Consider the following 21,379-nt stretch of genomic DNA (forward strand, 5'->3'; position numbering starts at 1 on the left):
ATAGCTGAATCCCAGAACATGCCTTTCAGGCAACAAAAAGTTCGAGCTGATTATGCTGGACAGGTGAAGTGGATGCCCAGCACACTGACCCGAAGCCAACTGGAAGAACGGCGCATGGAAGCAGCCAGACGTTTTGAAGATCCCCACCATGTCCAAAAACAGATTGCCCATGAGCTGGGCGTTCATCCCAATACGGTCTCATTGTGGAAAAAACGCTGGAGAGCACAGGGTCAAACAGGTCTGAAAAGGACGATCTCTTCAGGCAGACCCCCAAGAATGTTGGATGTTCAACGTTTTGAGCAGGATCTGCAACGGGGAGCCAAGCACTTTGGTTACCCTACGGAGAGCTGGACCAGCAAGCGGATGGCTCAAATGCTCTACCTGACCCAGAACCTGCGCTTCCACCCAGAACATTTTCGCAAAAGGGTGCATCGACTGGGCTACAGTCCGCAGAAAGCCTGCGTCCAGTCCAGAGAGAGAAACCAATTCCAGATCGACACCTGGACGCAGGAGAAGTTGCGAGGACTTCAAAAGGCTCTGCAACAAGGGGCCACGCTGGTGGTCTGTGATGAGGTGGGGTCTAGTTTGAAAACCCTGCGCGGTGTCACCTGGGCGAAACGGGGCAAAACACCGGTCTTACCGACCCATGGCCACTGGGATAACCTCTCCATCATTGGAGGCATGACCCCGTGTGGAAAAATCTATCAGCAGTGCTACCCGCATGCGATTCGGGGTGTGCAGGTGGTGAAGTTCTTCAAGCATCTCCTGCAGCATCTGGATGGTCCACTGATCATTCTGCTGGACAATGCCCGGATTCACCGGGCCAGGGTGGTGCTGGAATTCCTGAAAACCGAGGTTGGAAAGCGCATCACGGTGTTTCACACGCCACCTTATGCGCCGGAGTTCAATCCGATCGAGTGGTTGTGGTCGTGGATCAAGCGGCTTCGTATTCGCAACTTATGCCCAAAAAATCTAAAGGAACTGAAACAGGCCTGGACTTTGGGATTTCGACAGGTAAGATCCAGACCAGAGTTGGTCCAGTCATTTTTTCGAGCCTCCAGTCTCTGCCACATCTGCTGAGGTCAGTAACGTGCTGGTGGCCCTGGTGTTTTTGTGGCTCCTCGATCCTTCGCTGGGCATCGTGAACAGCATGCTGCAAACGCTGGGCCTGCCCAAACAGGACTTCTTTGCCTCCACCGATCAGGCTTTGCCCACCGTCGCCTTTGTGAACATCTGGCGGCACGCTGGATTCACTGCCCTGCTGTTCTATGCCGGACTGCAAAGCATCCCCAGAAGCGTCTACGAAGCCGCCAAGATTGACGGTGCCAGCGAAGGAGCGATGTTCTGGAAGATCACCCTGCCGCTGCTCAGGCCCGTGACCGTGTTCGTGGCTGTGACCTCATTGATTGGCAGTTTTCAGATCTTCGACACCATCGCTGTGGCCACCAAAGGCGGGCCTGCAGATGCCACCAAAGTGCTGGTGTTTTACATCTACGAGAACGCCTTCGCCTTCTTCAAGATGGGTTACGCCACCGCCATGAGCATGGTTTTGTTCGCCATCATCCTCATTGTCACCCTGCTGCAACTCAAATTCTTCCGGGCCGACCAGTCGGACCTCGCGTAAAGGATTCCCCATGACTGTCCTCACCCCCAAACCCCGAAAAAACCTCCCCTGGGAACACTTTCTCGCCTGGTTCGGCATCACCTTGGTCATCGTGCTCTCGATTTTCCCCATCTGGATTGTGCTCAAAACTGCCCTCTCCAGCAGCACCACCCTCTTTGAAGGGGCACCCAGACTGCTGCCCAGCGAACCCACCCTGGACAACTTCAAACGGGTCCTCGGAATGGTCAGTGCCGAAGATGCCCTCAAAGCTGGCGGTTCCGGCCAGAGCGTGAACTTCCTCAGAAGCATCTGGAATTCGGTGGTGTTCACCGGACTGATCGTGATCGGACAGACCTTCTTTTCTGCCCTGGCTGCCTACGCCTTCGCCAGGCTGAAATTCCCTTTCCGGGACCAGATTTTCACCCTGCTGCTCACCGCCATGATGGTCCCCGGAATCGTGCTGTTCATTCCCAACTTCATCACCATCAAGAACCTGGGCTGGCTCAACACCATGCAGGGCATGGTCGCCCCCTACATCCTGATGACCCCCTTCGCGGTGTTCTTCCTCAGGCAGTTTTTTCTCTCCATCCCCAAAGAAACTGAAGAAGCCGCCGTGCTGGACGGTGCGAGCCCTTTCATGATCTTCTGGAAGGTGGTGCTCCCCATGAGCCAGGGACCCCTCGCCACCCTGGGCATCCTCACCACCATCGGCATGTGGAACGACTTCTTCTGGCCTTACCTGATTGGCAAAGACGAAAGCGTGTACACCCTCCCTGTGGCCCTGCAGCAATTCCAGACCCAGACCCCGCAGGGCTCCCCGGACTGGACGGGCCTGATGGCCGGAGCGTTCTTATCCATCATCCCGGTGTTCATTTTGCTGCTGATCATGGGCAAACGGGTCATCGAATCCCTCGCCTTCAGTGGCGGCAAGTGAGCCTTACGGCAGCGGGCTCTGACCAGAAAAGCATTTTCTCACTGTGAACTGTCAACTGTAAACCGTTGACTTCCTCACACAACCCAGGTTTCAGCATTCAAGGAGGGAGAAGGCCTTGAATGGAGACAAAATCGCCCAGAAAGCCCCACTTTTGCCCCGGAGGACCCTTATGAAAAAGTTTGTGACCATCAGCAGCATCCTTGCCCTTTCCGCCACCGTTTCCAGCGCCAGCGCAGCCACCACCGTGGATTACTGGCTGTGGGACAGCAGCCAGCTCCCTGCCTACCAGCAGTGCGCAAAAGACTTCCAGAAACTCAACCCCGACATCAACATCAAAATCAGCCAGAAAGGCTGGAACGATTACTGGACGGGCATCACCACCGGATTTGTGGCGGGGACAGCCCCCGATGTCTTCACCAACCACCTCTCCAAATATCCCGAGTTTGCCCTCAACGGCCAGATTGTGGATGTGTCCCCCTGGATCAAACGGGACAACGTCAAAACCGACATCTACCTGGAAGGCCTCTACTCCCTGTGGGGCAGGGACGGCAAGCAGTACGGTCTGCCCAAAGACTGGGACACCGTCGCGATCATCTACAACAAAGACATGCTGAAAAAAGCCGGGATCAGCGAGAAAACGCTCAGCAGCCTCAAATGGAACCCCAGAGATGGCGGCACCTTTGAGAAACTGATCGCCCAGCTTTCCCTGGACCAGAACGGCAACAACGGACTGTCCAGGAGTTTTGATAAAACCAAAGTCAAGCAGTACGGCTTTGTCAGCCCCTTTGACCCCAACCCCTACGGACAGACGGGCTGGAGCTGGCTCGCGGCCTCCAACGGCTTCAAGTACAACGATGGTCTGTACGCCACCAAATACTACTACGATGACCCCAGACTGGCCGAAACCATCCAGTGGCTCACCGACCTCAGCCTCAAAAAAGGTTTGCTGATGCCCTACAAGGACTCCAGAGGCCTGGGGGCCAACAGCAACTTCGTGGCAGGCAAAGCCGCGCTGACCACCGATGGCAGCTGGATGATCAAGTGGTACATCGAAAACGCCAAGTTCGATGTGGGTTTTGCCTTGCTTCCTGTGGGACCCACCGGAAAACGGGTCAGCATGTTCAACGGTCTGGCAGACAGCATCTGGGTGGGCAGCAAGCACAAGGAAGAAGCCTGGAAATGGGTCAAGTACCTGGGAAGTGATGCCTGTGAAAGCGCCGTGGGCAAATTCGGGGTGGTGTTCCCCGCCACCAAGAAAGGCGTGAGCAACGCCCTGGCCGCCCACAAGAAGAACGGCGCAGACGTGTCTGCCTTCACCAAGCTGACCCAGACCAAAGGCAGCACCTTCCTGTTTCCCATCACCGACAACGCCAGTGAGATCAACAGCATCATGACCACCGCGCTGGAAAACGTGTACCTGGGCAAGACTGATGCGGCCAGTGCCCTGAGAGACGCCAACGAGAAAGTCAACAAACTCTTCAAATAAGCCCACATCACCCATCCACCTCCCTTTTCCTCGGGGAAGCCTTCGGCAAGAGGCTTCCCCAATTCTTTGCACCCCTCAAGGAGCACCATGCAAGACCGCCTGACCACACAGACCCACACCTGGATTCTTCCCGCACAGCCCTACCAGATCCTGCTCAATGGTTACCAGAGCTGGAGCGACGCAGACCTCAGGGACCTCTCCGATGTGCAGCAAAGGCCCATTCTGGATGAACTGGTCAAACAGGGTTACGACATCCAGTTCCCGCCCAGTGGAGAAAAAGGCATCTGGCGCAGCCACCACCTGATTGCCCTCATCACCGAAAGTGGGGCTTACGTGGGTTTTGCCCTCTCTGCAAAAACCAGTGTGAGCTGCTGGGAGGCCCGCATCGAAGCCGAAAAAGTCACCGTCACCCTGCTGACAGACGGCCCCCCGGAAGAAGTGGTCTTTGAATGGACCGATGCCCCCATTGAGCGCATTGAAGAACTGTCCCGGCAATTTGCCCACAACATGCAGGCCCCACAGTGGAAGCCAGTGAGGGTGTGGTGCAGCTGGTACTCCTACTACCGCAACATCACCGAACATGACTTTCTGGAAAATGCCCGTCTGGCAAGAGAGCTGAGCCTCCCCTTCGATTGTTTCCAGCTGGACGATGGCTATCAGAACGACCTCGGAGACTGGCTGGAAAAGCGCCCCTCCTTCCAGGGCGATGTGGCCCGCATCCCGGCCCAGATTGAAGCGCTCGGTTTCAAAGCAGGCCTGTGGATTGCCCCCTTCATTGCCAGCCCCACCAGCCAGCTTTTCCGGGACCACCCAGACTGGTTCCTGAAAGACGAAAAGGGCCAGCCTGTGGTTGCAGGAGACAACTGGGACAACGATTACTACGCTCTGGACCTCTCCCAGCAGGAGGTGCTGGACTGGCTGGAGGAGCTCGCCTGCACCTTCAAAAGCCATGGGTACACCTACTTCAAGCTGGATTTCCTGTTCGCAGGAGCCCTGCCAGGGGTGCGCCGGGGTGGCCTCAGCAGAACCGAAGCCTACCGCAAAGGCCTGGAAGCTTTCAAAAGAGGCGCTGGAGATGCGTTCATTCTTGGCTGCGGCGCACCGCTCGCCCAGAGCGTCGGGCTGGTGGACGCCATGCGCATCGGACCCGACGTGGCCCCGGTCTGGGACGATGGTTCCAGGCGCAGGTGGGTCAAAGACGGCAGCCACCCCAGCCTGAAAGGCACCCTGCAAACCTGCCTGAGTCGTTTTTACCAGTACCACTGGTACATGCCCGACCCGGACGTGATGATCGCCCGCCAGAAACTCAGCCTGCTCAGTGACATGGAAAGGGAAGCCCTGCTGCGCCTCTTGCAGGTGTGCGGCGGCCTGCTGGCCTCCAGCGACCCCCTGATGCTGCTGGAAAAGCAAGACCTGGATGTGCTGCGCACCTCCCTGGATTTCCAGCCCAGAGACTTGCCGCGCACCCTGCAGGAACGTTTCGGGGTGGCCCCCACCCATTACCACACCGTCACCTTCAACCTGACCGAAGATTTGCAGGATGGGATTTTTCCGCACGGCAGTCGGGTGGAGCGGGTGCTGGAGAGGGTGTGAATGAGCCGAGGACCGAGAGCTGTTTCTGCTGGGCAAAAGCCAAAGCACACAGGCCATCTGAATGGCTGAAGCAAAAGCTTAATTTGCCCTCGGCCCTCGGTCCTCGGCAAAATACAACCCACCACACCCACTTCCCCTTTTCTTCCGTGGTATACCTATTCCTGTGACCAAGCTCGAAGCCCAACAACAGATGCCTGACTTTGAATTGCAGGACCAGAACGGCACCACCCACCGCCTTGCAGATTACCGGGGGCGTCATGTGGTGCTTTACGTTTACCCCAAAGACGACACGCCCGGTTGCACGCAGGAGGCCTGTGATTTCCGGGACAGTCTGGAACTCAAGCAGCTCGGGGCTCAGGTGCTGGGCCTCAGCAAGGACGATCAGGACAGCCATGCGGCTTTTGCAGAGAAGTTCAGCCTGCCTTTCCCGCTGCTTTCAGACCTGACCGGAGATTACATCAATGAAATCGGGGCCTGGGGTCCCAAAAACAACTATGGCAAGATCACAGAGGGCATCAAGCGCACCACCTTTGTGATTGACCCCGAAGGCAAAATCGTGAAAGCCTGGTACATGGTGAAAGTGGAGGGGCACACCGAGGCCGTTCTGAAAGCCATCCGTGCAGACCTGGAAAAGAGACCTGCATGAGCCTGGAGGCCCTTAAGGAGCAGGCTGCCATCAAAGCGGTCAGTCACATCCAGAGTGGCATGCGGGTGGGTCTGGGCACCGGGTCCACTGCGAAGTACGCCATTCTGGAACTGGCCCGTAAATTGAAGGAAGGCGAACTGACCGACATCGTGGCGGTGGCGACCAGCATCGACAGTGAACGTCTGGCCCGCGAGAATGGCATCACCGTGCTGGACCTTGATCCCACCCCCCTGGACATTGCCATTGATGGGGCAGACGAGATTTCTCCCAGCCTGGACCTGATCAAGGGGCTGGGTGCCGCCCTGCTGAGAGAAAAGATCGTGGAGGTGCAGGCCAGAGAATTCATCGTGATTGCAGACCACACCAAACTGGTGTCCCATCTGGGCCAGAAAGCTCCAGTGCCAGTGGAAGTGGTGCAATTCGGAATTCAGAGCACCTTGCAGCGCCTTGCCAGATTTGGGGAGCCAAAACTCAGAGAGAAGAACGGTGAGTTGCTGATCACCGACAATGGAAACTACATTGCGGATTTGCGCTTCAGCCATCCCAATCCCATTGCGCTGGAACACAGCCTGAAAAGCACCCTCGGTGTGGTGGACACCGGGTTTTTTCTGGGCATGGCCGCGCGGGCCATTGTGGCCCATGAGGACCGCATCGAGGAATTTTCCAGAGATTGAGTCAGAAAAAGCCTGTAAGGTTTCTGTCAGATTTCCAGAAGCAACAGAGCGCCCTTCAAAAGGCGCTTTTTGCTTTGTGGTTCGGGCTTTCTTACAGACATCAAAGCAAAGTGTGTCCACACTGGAGGCATGGCCCACTTTTTGATGGTGAAAAACCCCAATGGACAGAAGAATGTGATCAACCTGGACCAGGTGACCCGCGCTGAAATTCACCAGATTCTGCCCACCCAGTGGCAGATCCGCATTTACTTCACGGAGGGCAACCCCAGCGAGTACGGCAGTTTCACCAGTGAGCGCAGCGCTTACGAGTGGATCCGTCAGGTGTTTCAGCCCGATGATCCCAGCCATTTTCTGGAAGTTCAGGAAGCCCAGGACGAATCCCAGCCATAAGAAAAGAGGCCAGTGGCCTCTTTTTCTTTTTGAAAACCTCAGCCTTTTCTGGGCTGGCTTGGGCGCACTTCCACCCGTGAAGGCAGGGCACGTTCGTTCATTTCCAGCAAATCCTGCACGATCTGGGCGATGTCCTCGGGCTGGATTTTCCAGGCATCCTGTTCATTGGGCGTGTGGTTGTTGAAGTAGGTGGCCACGCTTCCAGGCATGATCTGGGTGGTTTTGATGCCCAGGGTTCTCAGGTCCATCATGGCAGCTTCGGTGAATCCGTTCAGACCGAATTTGCTGGCGTTGTACGCAGCCCCTCCAGCGAAGGGATTTTTTCCGGCCAGGCTGGAAATGGTGATCAGGTAGCCCTGGGTTTTGCTTAAAGCGTCCACTGTGGCTTTGACGGTATAGAACACCCCGGTCAGGTTGGTGTCGATCACGGCGTGCCAGTCTTCCAGGGTCAAATCCTGCACGGGTTTGAAGATCCCCACTCCTGCATTGGCCACCACCACGTCCAGGGCAGAGAATTTCTGCAGGTGGGCCTGCACTGCGGTTTCCAGTTGACCGTAATCCCGGGCATCTGCTTTGACGGCCAGCAGTTTTTCAGGGTGCCCCAGTGAGGCTGCGGCTGCATCCAGGTCTTCCTGTTTTCTTGAGGTGATGGTGACGTTCAGTCCTGCGTCCAGCAGGGTTTTTGCAATGCTGTATCCAATGCCTTTGGATCCGCCGGTGATCAGTGCATTCTGGTGTTTCATGGGGGTTTATTTTATTGAAGCCCGGTCAGGCCAATTGCGTTCTGGGAAACATTGCAGGGAAAACCCGGACCTGTGGATCCGGGTTCAGAAGGAGAAAGAAGGTGTACTGTTGGAAACGCTTCAAATCACAAAATCTTCAAAACACCGATCCAGGCTTGGTTTCTGCGCTGTAATTGTGATTGATGCTTTCCTTTTGGCTTTGCTGAAAACGGGGTTCAAGCAGTGCTTTGATGTTCTGCAAAGACTGGGGCACGTTTTTGCTGAAGCCCTCTTTGCGCATGCGCAGGAAGATGGGGGCCATGGGGCCAATCAGGGTGATTTCCTGGGTCAGCAGGATGTCGTTGCCGTCTTTTTCCCAGTAGCGTTTGGTCAGCATTTCCACCCCAAGCGCAAGGGTGGTGGAGATGATGTAGCTCTGTCCCACATCGCACAAAAGCACGGAAAACTTGATTGAGCCGCCATTTTTGTGTTTGATCGTTCCTTTTGAGCCCTGTCTAAAGAGGCCTTCCATCTGAGCGCTTTCCACTTCGGTGTCCCACATGCTCCAGTGGGCCACATCGGTCAGCACCTGCCAGAGGTCTCCGGGAGCAACACTGAGCCTTTCGGTGTGTTTGTAGTTGTTCATGTCCTTCTCCTTCCTGAAGTTGTGCTGTATGAACCCAGTGTATCGGGAAAACACTTACAAAACCATGACCTCAAAACCCATCCTGTGATTGAGATCACATCTTCTTTGCAAAGTCGCCTCACAAAGCATCCCGGACCTTTTGATCCGGGATGCTTTTGAACATTTTGTCTTACCGACTTTTCAACAACCCCAATCAAAAACCTTCAGGAAGGGGTCAGGTGCTGGGTCTGTGCCGCCTGAATGGCGGTCAGGGCAATGGTGTATACGATGTCATCCACCAGGGCACCCCGGGAGAGGTCATTGACCGGTTTTCTCAGGCCCTGAAGCATCGGACCCACACTCACCACATGGGCACTGCGCTGCACCGCCTTGTAGGTGGTGTTCCCGGTGTTGAGGTCTGGAAAGATGAACACCGTGGCTTTTCCTGCCACAGGACTGCCTGGTGCTTTCTGCTCGCCCACACTGACCACACTGGCCGCGTCATATTGCATGGGACCATCGATCACCAGATCAGGCCGCTTGGTCCTTGCCAGTTCGGTGGCCTTGCGCACCTTCTCCACATCGTCCCCGGCTCCAGAAGTCCCCGTGGAATAACTGATCATGGCGACCCTGGGAATGATCCCAAAAGCTGCAGCAGAATCTGCAGATTGGATGGCAATGTCTGCCAGCTCTTCCGCAGTGGGGTTGGGATTCACGGCGCAATCCCCGTACACCAGCACCTGTTCAGGCATCAGCATGAAAAAGACACTGCTGACAATGCTGGCGCTCGGAGCGGTCTTGATCAGTTGCAAAGCCGGTCGGATGGTGTTGGCGGTGGTGTGGATGGCCCCGCTCACCAGACCGTCCACCTCTCCCAGAGCAAGCATCATGGTCCCGAGCACCACGGTGTCTTCCAGTTGCTGTTCTGCCATTGGGTGGGTGAGGCCCTTGTGCTTGCGCAGTTCCACCATTGGCTCGATGTACCTTGCACGCACGCTGGCTGGATCCAGCACCTTCAAATTCTCGGGGAGGTGCAAACCCTGCGCTTCGGCCACATGGTGCACCCGTTCAGGAGGGGCCAGCAAAATGCACTCGGCAATGCCTTTTTCATGGCACAAAATGGCAGCCCTGACGGTGCGGGGCTCATCACCTTCAGGCAGCACGATGCGTTTGCGGGCAGCACGGGCCTTCTGGATCAATTCAAAACGGAAAGCCGGAGGAGACATCCTGCGCTCGTGGGTCAGATGGATGTTCTGCTGCAGGGAGCCCGAATCCAGGCGGTCTGCCACGAAATCCAGCACCTGCTCCATGCGTTCCAGGTCGTCCAGAGGCACCTGAGGATCCATCTGGCTCAGCAAATTTGCGGTCTGGTAACTGTTGGAATCCACCAGCATCACCGGCAGATCCGAGTTCAGTGCAGGCCTGCACAGGCGCAGGATGTTCTCGTTGGGCATCTCACCACAGGTCACCAGCATGCCTGCCAGTGGAATGCCATTCAGGCTGGCCAGACTGGTCGCCATGATCACATCCTCGCGGTCTCCAGGCACCACCACCAGGGTTCCGGGTTTGAACAGTTCCACAATGCGGTTCACCGAACGGGCCGAAACCATGTTGGCCCGCACCCGCCGCATCTTCATGTGACCCTGGTTCAGGATCCTGGCATGCAGATGCTGGGCCACATCCCAGGTGCGTGGAGCAGCCAGTTCTGCATTGCGAGGCAGCACCCCCAGCATGGGCAGCCCGGCCAGCAGTGCGCTGTGGGTGCGCAGATCGTGCAGAAGTTTCATCACATCGGTGTCAGGCTCGGCAAAATTCAGCACATAACCCGCCAGGGCCTGACGGTTGCTGCTGGCGTAATCGTGGGCGGTGATTTCCAGCTGGTCTGCCAGATCAAAAGTGGTGTTCCCGGCCAGGGAGGCCACCAGCACGGTGTCTGCCCCCAGGTTGCGGGCCATCGAAACATTGAGCTGACTGGCATAAGGGTTTTTTCCGGTGATGGCCAGACCCTCCACCACCACCACATCTGCCCCCTCGGAGGCCTTCTGAAAGACACTCACCACCTCTTCCATCAGGCTGTCTTCCTGGTGCTGGCCCAGAAACATCTCGGCCCGGTCCAGGTTGATGGGGGAGGGGGACTGCACCTTGCAGTTCTCCTTGGCGAAATGCACGCTGCGGTCCAGGCTGGTGTGGTCCTGCGCGATGGGCTTGCAGAACCCCACTTTCAGCGAAGCCCTCTGCAAGGCCCGCACCAGACCCAGCGCTGTGCTGGACAGACCCACCTGTTGACCCACCGGAGCGACAAAAAAGATTTTCACGACAGCACCTCCCGGGTTTGCAAAGCAATCATCCGCTCTTCGTTGGTGCCCACCACCAGGGCCACTGGCCCACCTTCACGGGTGATGGGACCCGACTGGCCTCCCACCATGCCAGCATTCTTCTCCGGGTCCAGATGAAACCCCAGAATGCCCAGGTGGGACAGGGTTTTCTCACGCACGAAACGGCTGTTCTCTCCGATGCCTCCTGTGAAGATCAGGGCGTCCACCCTGCCCAGAGGCACTGCCATGGCAGCCACATACTTGGCCAGACGGTAACAGAACACCTCCAGGGCCAGCGTTGCACCTGCATGTCCCTGATTTTTTGCCTCTTCCAGCTCCCGACAGTCGTTGGACAGCCCGGAGATGCCCAGCAATCCGCTTTTTTTGTTCAGCACATTCGTGACTTGCTCCAGTGTCCAGCCCAGCGTCTGGGACAGGAACAAATGAATGTTGGGGTCCAGGTCTCCTGAACGGGTGCCCATCACCAGCCCTTCCAGTGGAGTCATGCCCATGCTGGTGTCCACACTCTGGCCTCCTTTCACCGCCGTGATCGAGCAACCGTTTCCCAGGTGGGCACTGACCAGACAGGTGTCCTCCAGGGGTTTTCCCAGCAACTTTGCCGCCTGCTGGGTCACGTACTGGTGGCTGGTCCCGTGAAAACCATAGCGCCTCACCCCATGCTCCTGGTACAGGTTATCGGGCAGGGCATAGCGGTAAGCCTGCTCTGGCATGGTCTGGTGAAAGGCCGTGTCAAAAATGGCCACATGGGGCAGGTCCGGGAAAGCTTTCATGGCCTCCTCGATGCCCAGCAGGTTGGCCGGATTGTGCAGCGGAGCCAGCGGAATGCAGTCCCGAATGGCCTGCACCACGGCAGCATCAATGCGGGTCGCAGATTTGAAGAACTCCCCACCATGCACCACCCGATGACCCACACTGGACACCTGGGACAGCAAATCCTGTTCCTGCAACACCCCCAGAATGCCGCGCATGGCCTCGGCGTGGCCTTGCTCTGAAAGCTTCACCACCTGTTTCCCGGCAGCACTTTTGACGGTCAGCACGGGTTCTGCTTCAAACAATTTCTCGGCCAGACCGCTCAGCAGGGTCTCCTGACTGGACAGCCGGATCAGGGCAAATTTTAAAGAGGAACTGCCACAATTGATCACCAGGGTATCGTGCATTTGCTTCACTTTACCCGTCTGGGAAAACTTTCTAAAGTGAGGATTGACCCAGAAGGGGCAGAAGGCATGAAGGAATGTGTGGATGCCGAGAGCCAAGGGCAAAAGATCAAGGTGTGGGATCTACAACGAAAAATGTTGGGGCGAGGCATGCCTCGCCCCATGGAAGAAATCTCAAACCTTCTCAGGGCACTTCATGTCCCGCTGCGGCCTGCCACACCTCAAACCAGTTTTCTGCAGACAGTTTGACCTGCAGGGCCTGCACGGCTTCATTGATCACGGACATGCGCTGGGAGCCCGTGATGGGGAAGGGGTTGCTGGGGTGCATCAGGATCCAGGCATACACCACTGTGGATACGGCAACTCCGTGCTGGTCGGCCAGTTTGTGCAGGGTACCCCTGACCCGCTGGGCCTGATCGCCTTCTCCGGTGAAAACGCGGCCCTGCGCCAGCGGAGACCAGACCATCGGAGCCGTTCTCAATTCCTGGGCCTGATCCAGCGTCCCGTCATGCAGGGGGTCCAGATGCAGCGGAGACAGTTCAATCTGGTTGGTGACCAGTGGGAAACGGCTGTTCAACAGGGCAAACTGGGCTGGACTGAAGTTGGACACCCCGAAGTGCAGCACCTTGCCTTCCTGCTTTAACGCTGCAAAGGTTTCGGCCACTTCATCTGCATTCAGGAGGGGGCTGGGGCGGTGCAGCAACAGCAAATCCAGATGGTCGGTGCGCAGGGCCTTCAGGGAGTTTTCCACAGACTCCCGAATGTGGGTGCTGCTGTAATCATAGGATTTGATGCGGTGCTCTGGCCTGCGGTCAGAGAGCAGTTTGATGCCGCATTTGCTGACCAGCTGGATGCGCTCCCTCAGCTGGGGTTGCAAAGCCAGCGCTTCCCCAAAGAGGTCTTCCACGCTGTAGTTGCCGTAGATGTCGGCATGGTCGAAGCTGCTGACGCCGCGTTCTAAACACTGCTCAATCCATGCAAGGCGCTGCTGGGCGTTCCAGTTCCAATCACCCATCCTCCAGGCTCCGGCAATGATGCGGGACAGCTTCAAGGCTCCGGGTTTGAGTTCGGTCAGCAGGGTCATGCAATCAACTCCAGGTTCAGATGGTCCAGAATGGCTTTTGCACCCAGTTCGGCCAGTTCGCGGTCTTCGGTGGGAGCGAGCCCACTGACGGCCACCGAGCCCACCACCTGGTTCTGGTGCCACACCGGGACACCGCCATCCCAGCCCACGTACTTCAGTTCGCCGTAATAGCTGAAACTCCAGCCCTGGGTGTTCGCTGCTTTTCCGGTGTCTCCGGTGAATTCCCCCAGCCTTGCTGCAGAGTAGGCTTTGTTGGTGGCCACCTGAATGGAGGGCAGACCCGCACCATCCATGCGGCGCAGGGCCAGCAATTCTCCGTGTGAATCGGCGATGGCAATGACTGCTGTTTTGTTTCGTTTCAGCAGTTCGGTGTGAATGGCATTTAGGGCCTGCTGGGCTTCCTGATCTCCCAGGCTGAAGTGTGCTTTCATTTTCCCTCCGACAACGTTGTGTCCTGTAGAATCATCTTACGGGATGACACACAGAAGTCAATACTCTGGTTCTAAATCTCGTACTAAAGTATGGAAAACACCGAAACTGCCTCCACCCACGAACCCACACAGAGCACCTTTGCCCAGCGCCTCAGAGAACTGATCGGAGAGCAAAGCGTGTCTGGCTTTGCCCGCAAGGTCGGACTGGGAGAAGCCCTGATCCGCAAATACCTCACTGGGGCAGAACCCAGCCTCTCCAGAGCCAACCAGATCGCCCGTGCCGCCAACTGCTCGCTGGAATGGCTGGCCACCGGGGGCGGTTTCCGCTACCGTCAGGCCGAAGTCGTGGACATGGCCGCCCTGGAACTGGCCATCAAATACGCCCTGCAACTCTCCGGGCAGACCGACACCCACTTCAAACTGGACGCCACCATGAAACTGATGGTGACCCTCTACCAGTACCTCAGGGCCACCAAAAAACCCGATGGCAACTTCGATGAGCAGGAGACCCTGCAATTTGGCCGGTACATCGCCACCCTCTGCGGCGTGTGAAGGTGTGCGAAGGGACCTGAACCTGTATGCTGAAAAACATGAAACGCAAGGCCAGCAAAACCACCACCCCCGCTCTCTCCTCCGACCAGGACCGCATTGCTGCCTTTCTGTCTTTTTCTCCAGAGGTGCAGCGGGCCTACTTGCGTGCCATGCAGTCCATTGACCCTGCGGCCCTGCATTACCTGGAAAACCACCCCGAAGCCAGCAAAGTCCTGAAGCAACTGCAACTGGACGAGGTGCTTTCAGAGGCCTTCAAGGGATTGAAGAAGTAAAGCATGCAAGAGTTGCTGAACATCATGCGTCGCCTGCGGGCTCCGGGGGGTTGCCCCTGGGACCAGGAGCAAACCCATGAAACGCTGCGCCCTTACATGCTGGAAGAAGCTGCAGAGGCCGTGGACGCCATCTCCAAAGGGGACCTGAAAGAACTGACGGGCGAACTGGGAGATGTGCTGTTGCAGGTGGCCTTTCATTCGGTCATTGCAGAGGAAAACGGCACTTTCAGTTATGCAGAGGTGGAAAAATCCATCTGTGACAAGCTGATCCGCCGCCATCCCCACGTTTTCGGAGACACCAGCGTAGAAAATGCAGATGAGGTGGTGCAGAACTGGCAAGCCATCAAAACCGCAGAAAACGGTGGAAAAGAAAAACACCCCCTGGAACGCATTCCCAGCAGCCTGGGTGCCCTGGAGCGCAGCCGTCAGGTTTTAAAAGCCCTGCAACTCCCAAAAGGCAGCCTTGCTGAAGTGCAAACCGCTCTGCAAACCGCCAGCGACACAGAAGAAAGCGTGCTGGACGTTCTGGAAGCTGTGGTTCAGTGGGCCAGAACCCTGGACATCAACCCCGAAATTGCCCTGAGGTCCCGCACCGAACAGCGAATTGCCCATGCCCTTAAGCCTGCTGAATGACATCCTGAACACCCTCAAAGAGCGAGAGCGCGTGACCCTGCACCTGCCAGAGTACCGCAGCGCTGCCGTGCTGGTCGGTTTTACAGCAGAAGAAAACCCCAGAATACTGCTCACTGTGCGCTCTCTGGATTTGCCCAGCCATCAAGGCCAGATCAGTTTTCCCGGTGGCAAAATCGAAGCAGGGGAGACCATCATTGAGGCGGCCCTCAGGGAAGCCTGGGAAGAGGTGGGTCTGGACCCCAGTCAGGTCACGGTGCATGGCATGTGGGACGACACCTTCACCCCACAAGGCTTTCACGTCACGCCGGTGATCGCCACTTTGCCTGCAGATTACCCTTTCACCCTGACCTCAGAGGTGGCAGAAATCCTGCTGGTCCCGGTTGCAGACCTCATGCAGCTGTCGCCCCAGACCCTGGAGCGGGAATTCAAAGGCCGCACCCACCTGATCTACACCTACCCCTGGAACGGACACCGCATCTGGGGCATGACGGGCAGGATCATTCATGGGGTGCTGCACCCGGAACTCCATCCCAGAGAGTATTGAACAGGTTTACAGTTCACAGTGAACAGTTCACAGTCTAATGTTCCATCTAGATTGGAAATCCTGGCACTCCTCTGTTCTCTTCAATCCACATCATGGACATGCAAAATCCAGAAGCTTCTTTTCAGGCTGTTCAGCCCATACCAGCTGTGGTCCCAGGGGGTTGAATCGCTGGGATCGGAGAACCCCCCTGGACTGTATGCAAACCACTGGTGGCGAAGATCTCCCTGGACCTGATCCACAAAGGAAGCTGCCAGGTTTTTGGATTGCCTGACCGAAGTGTAGGTGTGGTGGTAAGCTCCACCCGAATGAATTTCCCTTGCCAGACTGGCTTCCAGGTCAAAGGTATCCATCAAGATGGGATTTGCGCTGATGCCCTGTTCAGGAAGGGCAGCTTTCAAGGCCTGCTGCACCACAGGATGCAGCAATGCGTCTGCAAAGAAATTTGAAGCTTCCAGATGTTGTGGATGGTCTTTGATGAACCAATCCAGGGCCGGATGGGTTTCAAACTGAAAAGCTGCGTACCATGCCCCTCCATTGATTCGGGTGCTGCGCATCTGGTTCAGGACATTTGCAATGTCTGCAGGGAGGTCTGGGAGGGTTTTGATCTTCAGCGTTCTCCACATCTCCTGCAGTTGTTCTGGTCCGGGCATCATGCTCCCAATGTACCTGAGGAATTGTAAGCAAATTCTTTGACTGACCGGTCAGTCAATTATAGAATGATCCCATGAATGTTGGAATCACTGCCCTTGCCACCCACCTTCCCGAAAAACGCATCACCAATGAAGACCTCTCCAGAACGCTGGACACCAGCGACGAATGGATTTACACCCGCACCGGAATCAAACAGCGTTTTCTGGCTGCAGAACACGAATCCACCAGCACTCTGGCGATTCAGGCCACCGCAAAGCTCGCTCCTGAGGCCCTGAGTGGGGTGGATCTGGTGATTGTGGCCACGGCCACTCCAGATGCTTACTTTCCTTCTGTGGCTGCACTGGTGCAGGACCATTTCAAGCTGCAAGCCGCGGCTTTTGATCTGTCTGCAGCCTGTGCGGGATGGGCTTATGCCCTCAATGTGGCTGCGGCCCAGATCCAGGCGGGCACCAGCAAGAAAGCCCTGGTGATCGGTGCAGAAACCCTCTCCAGGATCACCAACTGGGAAGACCGCACCACGGCGGTGCTGTTCGGAGATGGAGCAGGGGTGGCCGTTCTGGAAGAAGTCCCAGAGCCTTATGGTTTCAAAAGCTTTGTCTGGGGAACAGACGGCTCAGGGGGCAAGCACCTCCACTCAGGGGCCACAGCAAAAACCCTGCCCTCAGGAGAAGCCCTGCATCCTTACATCGTCCAGAATGGCCGTGAGGTCTTCAAATTTGCCACCCGCGTGATCCCCGAAGCCATTCTGACCGCCACGCGCAAAGCAGGCCTGAACGTGGAAGACCTGGACCGCATTGTGCCCCACCAGGCCAATGCCCGCATCATAGAGGCTGCCGCAGACCGCCTGAAACTGGACCTCGGCAAGTTTGTGGTCAGCCTGCAAGAGCATGCCAACAACTCCAGCGCCACCATCCCCCTGGCCCTCGATTATGCCCGGAGAAACAATCTGCTGAAAAAAGGCGACATCATCGCTCTGGCGGGTTTTGGAGGAGGGCTCACCTGGGCTTCTGCGGTGCTGGTCTGGGCGTACTGAGCACTGAGGTCCAAACAAAAATTTTAAATATAAATTTCACAAGCACAATCCAAACCACACAAACCAGGGTTTCATGGTCTGGGTGTCCTGACCTCTAAACATCAACCGATCCCATCAAAAAACCGCCTCCAAGGCGGTTTTTGTGTTTCAATCTGCAGGCAATTCATCCACCGGAACGACTTTGAGTTTGTCGTCCAGTTTGATGCCCCAGTGTGCCGCCATGACTTTCTTGACGGCAGGAAGCGCCACCCCTGAGCCTTCCCCTCCGAACTCGAAGAAAGCCACCACCACCAGATTGGGGTTGTCCAGAGGCCCGTATCCTTCGTACCAGGAGTGCTCGAATTGCTGCACCTGGCCGTCCACGCGGGCGTTGGTCTGGGCGGTTCCAGTTTTGCCTCCGGTGCGCACCGGAAACAGGTCCGGTCCCAGCATGTGTTTGCTGGTGCCTTCGCGGGTGGTCATTTCCATGCCCTGTTTGACCTGTTTCCAGACCCAGGCCTGCCCGGCCACCTGACTGGTTTTCTTGTGGGGTTGCACCGTGCCGTTGATGGCCCGGATCACCGTGAGCGGCTGGTTTTTGCCCTCGTTGACCAGGGTGCTGAGCACCTTGGCCAGTTGCAGGGGCGTCACCAGCACATCCCCCTGTCCGATGGACATGTTGAGGGTGAAGCCGGGGTACCATTCCTTGTAGTCTTTCTGGCTGGGGATGTTCCCGGTTTTCTCGCCGATCAGTTCAATGCCGGTTTCCTTGCCGAAGCCCAGTTCTTTCACCCTTCTGGCGAGGGTGTTGGAAAAAGAGACAGGGCCTGCTTTGGCATTGATGGAAGCCTGAAAATACCAGGGATTGCAGGACTGTGCGATGGCTTCCCGCCCGTCAATGGGTCCCCGGTTGCGCCAGTCCCAGTTTTTCCAGGCCCGACCGCCATAAAAAATGCTGGAAGGGCAGTTGAACACCGGGTTGTAAGTGTAGGATTCCAGAATGGCATCGGTGGTGCTGGGTTTGAACACACTGCCTGGACTGAAGGCATTCACGGCCCGGTTGATCATGGGGCTGTCGATGCGGTCTGCGGCCAGCGCTTTTCCGGCTTCGGGTGCGGTTGGGGAACGGGCAAACCAGTTGGGGTCAAAAGTGGGTCTGCTGGCGAGGGCCAGCACCTCTCCATTGCGGGGGTCGAGGGCCACAATGGCCCCGTGGGCTTCTTTGATGTTGCGGCGGCTCTTGTGCTGCCGCAGGATGTCGGTGAGGGCTTCATCCAGGGCTTTCTCGGCGGCTTTCTGCAGCTTGCTGTCGATGGTGAGGGTGTAGTTTTTGCCTGCTTCCCCTTCCTGTTCGACCCGCTCGGTGATGCGCCTGCCCTTGAAATCCACCTCGGTGAGTTTCAGGCCGTTGATGCCGCGCAGTTGCGTTTCCAGGCTGGCTTCCAGGCCGGTTTTGCCGCTGATGTCTCCGCGCTGGTATTGCCCGGAGTCCAGCTCTGTCTCATCAATCGGACCCACGTAACCCAGCAGGTTGGAGGCCAGTTTTCCCTGCGGATACACCCGTTCGATGCGTTCCCGCAGTTCCAGGTTGGGCTGGAACACCACGTATTCGTACAGCGCCGAAAGGTTCTGCTGGGGGATGTTGAGTGCCAGGGTGATTTCGCTGCCCACAGGCAACTCTGGCATTTTGGGGTCTTTGATGCCCGCCAGGTAACGGATTTTCTCCCAGGATTCGATGGGTTTGTTGTCGCGGGAACTGACCCACTTGTAAATCAGATCCACACTGAGGCGGTTGGTGGCGAGCAAGAGGCCATCTCTGGTGCGGATTTCTCCCCGCCACGCCCGGATGGGGCCGCTCTTTAGGGTGTTGCTTTCACTGCGGGACTGGAACTGGTCGTACTTTTTGATCTGCCAGTCGTACAGCCGGTACCCGAAGGCCACCAGCACCAGTGTGAAAAACAGTGCGATCCACTTGAGGCGGTTCATAGTCTCCGGTCATCGGTGGCAACGCGGCCCAGCGCAAAGTCAGCAAACCGGTACATCAGGGGCGTGAACAGCAGGGTGAACACCACCTGCGACGGCAGCACCGTGTAAAGCGTGTGCACGGTGACCAGATTGCTGCGCAGCCAGTAGGTCAGGAACAGAAACACCGTCCACTGGCCGATCAAGGCCAGGATCAGGCAGAGGGTTTCCCGTCCGGGGGTTTGCTGGCTGAGCCACACCCTGGCCCCGTAAAACAGGTAAACGGCTCCTGCCAGTGCGGTGGCATGCAGCCCCATCAGGCCTGCACCCAGCGCATCCTGAAACAGCCCCACCACAAAAGCCACCAGCATCCCCCAGTTCATGGGAAGGCGGGCCGCAAAAATCAGGGCCAGCAGCAGGAAAAGATCGGGGCCGTCAAAGCCCCAGGCACGGGGCAACAAAATCGGAAAGATGCCTTGCAGGATCACGCTGAACAGCACAAAAAGCAGGGGTCGAATCACAGGGCCCTCAACAGAATCACTTCTTCCAGGTTGCTGACATCCACATCTGGCTTGATGAAAGCCACCCGTTTGGTGGCATTGGCCCCCAGGGGCAGCACCGAATCCACCACGCCCACCCGCACGTTGGCCGGGTACACGCCGCCCAGGCTGGCCGTCACGATCTGGTCTCCGACCTGCACGTCCACATTGCGGGGGAATTCGGCACGCAGGCGGTCTGGTGGCGCTCCCACCGCAATGCCCCGTCCAGATTTGCCCTGGATGGCGATGCCCACGTTGGATTCGGGGTCCACCAGGGTGATCACCCAGGCTTCACGGCTGCTGACCTCCATCACCTGTCCGACCAGTCCGGTGGGCACCGTGACCGGCATGTTGCGCTGCACGCCCTGCTCTCCGCCCAGGTTGATCCTCAGGCGGGACAGCAAGGGAGAGGGGTCAATGGCGGTGATTTCGGCGGTGGTGAAAATGCCAGGGCTGACGGTCTTGCGCACCGCTTCGGCACGTTGCAGTCGGGCCACCTCCAGCCTCAGTTGCCGCACCTCGTTGCGCAGGCTTTGCAACTCTTCGTGGTTGAGGTTGTAGCGGTCCCGCAAATCCCGCTGCTCCAGAACGCTGGTGACCGCATTTTTGATGTTCATGGAGATTTGCTGGGAGAGGCGGGTCAACGGAATGATCCCGCTGGTCACGGCCATGGGGGGGGTGGGCATGAAGCGGGTCATCACCAGTCCGACAATCAGAAAGGCGATGAACAGCAGGGTGAGCTGTTTAAACATGCTCCCCCAGCAAAGGAACACCCGCAGCCCGGGACACCATCAGCAGGCGCACCAGAGGCAACCCCACCACGTTGAAGTAATCCCCATGGATGCCTTCAATCAGGAGCGCCCCGAGTTCCTGAATCCCGTACCCTCCGGCCTTGTCCAGGCCTTCCCCGGAACGCACATACCAGTCGATTTCCTGCTGCGTCAATTCCCGGAATTTCACCCTGGTGATCTCCACACCAGAAAAGACGGATTCTGGTGTGCTGATGGTGACACCCGTCATCACCTGATGCTCTCTGCCCTGCAATCTGGACAGGAAACCTCGGTTTTCTTCCCGGTCCACAGGTTTGTTCAGCACCTCGCCGTCCAGCACCACGATGGTGTCTGCTGCGATGATCAGGGCATCAGGCTCCTGTTCCCGCACAGCCAGGGCTTTCTGGCGAGAGAGGTCCTGCGCGACCTCCTCAGGCAAGGTGGCAAGTGACACTTCATCGGTGTGGGCCACCTGAATGCGAAAAGGCACCCCCAGGCGGGAAAGCAGTTCCCGGCGGCGGGGGCTCTGTGAGGCGAGCACCCATTCCACTTCAGTGCTCCTGCAAGGTGTGGATGGGCTGGATTTTGCGCGAAAAATCGGTCATTTGGACGGCTGCAACGCAAGCCGGAACGTTCGAAAGGTGGAGCAGAGAAATCGGGTCAAAGGGAACGGCAAACAACATACTGTACAAGCATACTCGCTCAGGGGGTGAGAATCGAGCCAGAGAAAACCCGCTGATCCCACATCCCACCCCTGCAAAATTCC

At 57.2% G+C, this 21,379-nt stretch carries 24 protein-coding genes; 13 read left to right on the forward strand and 11 right to left on the reverse strand.

Translation table 11 applies throughout. From position 1 onward, the window contains the following. The first annotated feature begins 72 nt into the window (after positions 1-72). The 8 genes from IEY52_RS09075 (at position 73) to IEY52_RS09110 (ending at position 7,326) form a co-directional block, all read left to right on the forward strand. Positions 73-1,080: an IS630 family transposase gene (locus IEY52_RS09075; protein WP_189002363.1), complete on the forward strand. Its 1,008-nt coding sequence runs from the start codon at positions 73-75 to the stop codon at positions 1,078-1,080. Between the two features lie 10 nt (positions 1,081-1,090). After that, entirely contained in the window at positions 1,091-1,624 is a 534-nt protein-coding gene (locus IEY52_RS09080) for a carbohydrate ABC transporter permease (protein WP_189002364.1), read from the forward strand. A gap of 10 nt (positions 1,625-1,634) precedes the next feature. Further along, positions 1,635-2,537: a carbohydrate ABC transporter permease gene (locus IEY52_RS09085; RefSeq protein WP_189002365.1), complete on the forward strand. Its 903-nt coding sequence runs from the start codon at positions 1,635-1,637 to the stop codon at positions 2,535-2,537. A 169-nt stretch (positions 2,538-2,706) separates the two neighbouring features. Beyond that, positions 2,707-4,023: an ABC transporter substrate-binding protein gene (locus tag IEY52_RS09090; protein ID WP_189002366.1), complete on the forward strand. Its 1,317-nt coding sequence runs from the start codon at positions 2,707-2,709 to the stop codon at positions 4,021-4,023. 87 nt (positions 4,024-4,110) lie between these two features. After that, complete coding sequence (locus tag IEY52_RS09095; protein WP_189002367.1) at positions 4,111-5,616, forward strand: glycoside hydrolase family 36 protein; 1,506 nt, start codon at positions 4,111-4,113, stop codon at positions 5,614-5,616. 163 nt (positions 5,617-5,779) lie between these two features. Beyond that, positions 5,780-6,262, forward strand: a complete 483-nt coding sequence (gene prxQ, locus IEY52_RS09100) for a thioredoxin-dependent peroxiredoxin PrxQ (RefSeq protein ID WP_308425002.1) — start codon at positions 5,780-5,782, stop codon at positions 6,260-6,262. Further along, positions 6,259-6,936, forward strand: a complete 678-nt coding sequence (rpiA, locus tag IEY52_RS09105) for a ribose 5-phosphate isomerase A (RefSeq protein WP_189002368.1) — start codon at positions 6,259-6,261, stop codon at positions 6,934-6,936. Before prxQ ends, rpiA begins: the two co-directional genes overlap by 4 nt. Positions 6,937-7,065: 129 nt before the next feature. Beyond that, on the forward strand, positions 7,066-7,326 hold the full coding sequence (locus IEY52_RS09110) for a hypothetical protein (RefSeq protein WP_189002369.1): 261 nt from the start codon (positions 7,066-7,068) through the stop codon (positions 7,324-7,326). Positions 7,327-7,364: 38 nt separating this feature from the next. On the opposite strand, the gene IEY52_RS09115 is transcribed toward IEY52_RS09110, so the two are convergent. The 6 genes from IEY52_RS09115 to IEY52_RS09140 all read right to left on the reverse strand — a co-directional run bounded on the left by IEY52_RS09115 (position 7,365) and on the right by IEY52_RS09140 (position 13,678). Beyond that, entirely contained in the window at positions 7,365-8,069 is a 705-nt protein-coding gene (locus tag IEY52_RS09115; RefSeq protein WP_189002370.1) for an SDR family oxidoreductase, read from the reverse strand. A 136-nt stretch (positions 8,070-8,205) separates the two neighbouring features. Further along, complete coding sequence (locus IEY52_RS09120; RefSeq protein WP_189002371.1) at positions 8,206-8,694, reverse strand: SRPBCC family protein; 489 nt, start codon at positions 8,692-8,694, stop codon at positions 8,206-8,208. A gap of 203 nt (positions 8,695-8,897) precedes the next feature. Beyond that, on the reverse strand, positions 8,898-10,988 hold the full coding sequence (pta, locus tag IEY52_RS09125; RefSeq protein ID WP_189002372.1) for a phosphate acetyltransferase: 2,091 nt from the start codon (positions 10,986-10,988) through the stop codon (positions 8,898-8,900). Continuing rightward, positions 10,985-12,166 (reverse strand): acetate kinase, encoded by a 1,182-nt coding sequence (locus tag IEY52_RS09130; RefSeq protein WP_189002373.1) that lies wholly within the window; start codon positions 12,164-12,166, stop codon positions 10,985-10,987. The genes pta and IEY52_RS09130 overlap by 4 nt, the downstream gene beginning before the upstream one ends. A gap of 181 nt (positions 12,167-12,347) precedes the next feature. Continuing rightward, a complete protein-coding gene (locus IEY52_RS09135) occupies positions 12,348-13,247 on the reverse strand; it encodes an aldo/keto reductase (RefSeq protein WP_189002374.1) in 900 nt (299 codons plus the stop codon). After that, the gene (locus tag IEY52_RS09140; protein WP_189002375.1) at positions 13,244-13,678 is read right to left on the reverse strand and encodes a GlcG/HbpS family heme-binding protein; all 435 of its coding nucleotides are present in this window, start codon (positions 13,676-13,678) and stop codon (positions 13,244-13,246) included. Before IEY52_RS09140 ends, IEY52_RS09135 begins: the two co-directional genes overlap by 4 nt. Before the next feature lie 90 nt (positions 13,679-13,768). On the opposite strand from IEY52_RS09140, the gene IEY52_RS09145 reads away from it, so the two are divergent. Genes IEY52_RS09145 through IEY52_RS09160 form a run of 4 tightly spaced genes read left to right on the forward strand, consistent with a single transcriptional unit; the run spans position 13,769 to position 15,679 of the window. Then, positions 13,769-14,230, forward strand: a complete 462-nt coding sequence (locus tag IEY52_RS09145; protein ID WP_189002376.1) for a helix-turn-helix domain-containing protein — start codon at positions 13,769-13,771, stop codon at positions 14,228-14,230. A 38-nt stretch (positions 14,231-14,268) separates the two neighbouring features. Further along, positions 14,269-14,502, forward strand: coding sequence for a hypothetical protein (locus tag IEY52_RS09150; RefSeq protein ID WP_189002377.1), 234 nt, complete (start codon positions 14,269-14,271; stop codon positions 14,500-14,502). 3 nt (positions 14,503-14,505) lie between these two features. Further along, on the forward strand, positions 14,506-15,135 hold the full coding sequence (locus IEY52_RS09155) for a MazG family protein (protein ID WP_189002378.1): 630 nt from the start codon (positions 14,506-14,508) through the stop codon (positions 15,133-15,135). Further along, positions 15,113-15,679, forward strand: a complete 567-nt coding sequence (locus IEY52_RS09160) for an NUDIX hydrolase (RefSeq protein WP_189002379.1) — start codon at positions 15,113-15,115, stop codon at positions 15,677-15,679. The genes IEY52_RS09155 and IEY52_RS09160 overlap by 23 nt, the downstream gene beginning before the upstream one ends. An 80-nt stretch (positions 15,680-15,759) precedes the next feature. Here the strand turns inward: IEY52_RS09160 and IEY52_RS09165 are convergent, their stop codons facing one another. Beyond that, entirely contained in the window at positions 15,760-16,332 is a 573-nt protein-coding gene (locus tag IEY52_RS09165) for a hypothetical protein (RefSeq protein ID WP_189002380.1), read from the reverse strand. Positions 16,333-16,403: 71 nt separating this feature from the next. On the opposite strand from IEY52_RS09165, the gene IEY52_RS09170 reads away from it, so the two are divergent. Further along, positions 16,404-17,363, forward strand: coding sequence for a beta-ketoacyl-ACP synthase III (locus IEY52_RS09170; protein ID WP_189002381.1), 960 nt, complete (start codon positions 16,404-16,406; stop codon positions 17,361-17,363). A gap of 147 nt (positions 17,364-17,510) precedes the next feature. Here the strand turns inward: IEY52_RS09170 and IEY52_RS09175 are convergent, their stop codons facing one another. Genes IEY52_RS09175 through IEY52_RS09190 form a run of 4 tightly spaced genes read right to left on the reverse strand, consistent with a single transcriptional unit; the run spans position 17,511 to position 21,163 of the window. After that, the gene (locus tag IEY52_RS09175; RefSeq protein ID WP_189002382.1) at positions 17,511-19,328 is read right to left on the reverse strand and encodes a peptidoglycan D,D-transpeptidase FtsI family protein; all 1,818 of its coding nucleotides are present in this window, start codon (positions 19,326-19,328) and stop codon (positions 17,511-17,513) included. Further along, positions 19,325-19,825 carry a rod shape-determining protein MreD gene (mreD, locus tag IEY52_RS09180; RefSeq protein ID WP_189002383.1) on the reverse strand — a complete coding sequence of 167 codons (501 nt, stop codon included), beginning with the start codon at positions 19,823-19,825 and terminating at the stop codon, positions 19,325-19,327. Before mreD ends, IEY52_RS09175 begins: the two co-directional genes overlap by 4 nt. Beyond that, positions 19,822-20,595 (reverse strand): rod shape-determining protein MreC, encoded by a 774-nt coding sequence (gene mreC / locus IEY52_RS09185; RefSeq protein ID WP_189002384.1) that lies wholly within the window; start codon positions 20,593-20,595, stop codon positions 19,822-19,824. The genes mreD and mreC overlap by 4 nt, the downstream gene beginning before the upstream one ends. After that, on the reverse strand, positions 20,588-21,163 hold the full coding sequence (locus IEY52_RS09190) for a Maf family protein (RefSeq protein ID WP_189002385.1): 576 nt from the start codon (positions 21,161-21,163) through the stop codon (positions 20,588-20,590). The genes mreC and IEY52_RS09190 overlap by 8 nt, the downstream gene beginning before the upstream one ends. Between the last annotated feature and the right edge of the window lie 216 nt (positions 21,164-21,379).

It is taken from the genome of Deinococcus roseus (assembly GCF_014646895.1).
Lineage (GTDB): Bacteria > Deinococcota > Deinococci > Deinococcales > Deinococcaceae > Deinococcus_C > Deinococcus_C roseus.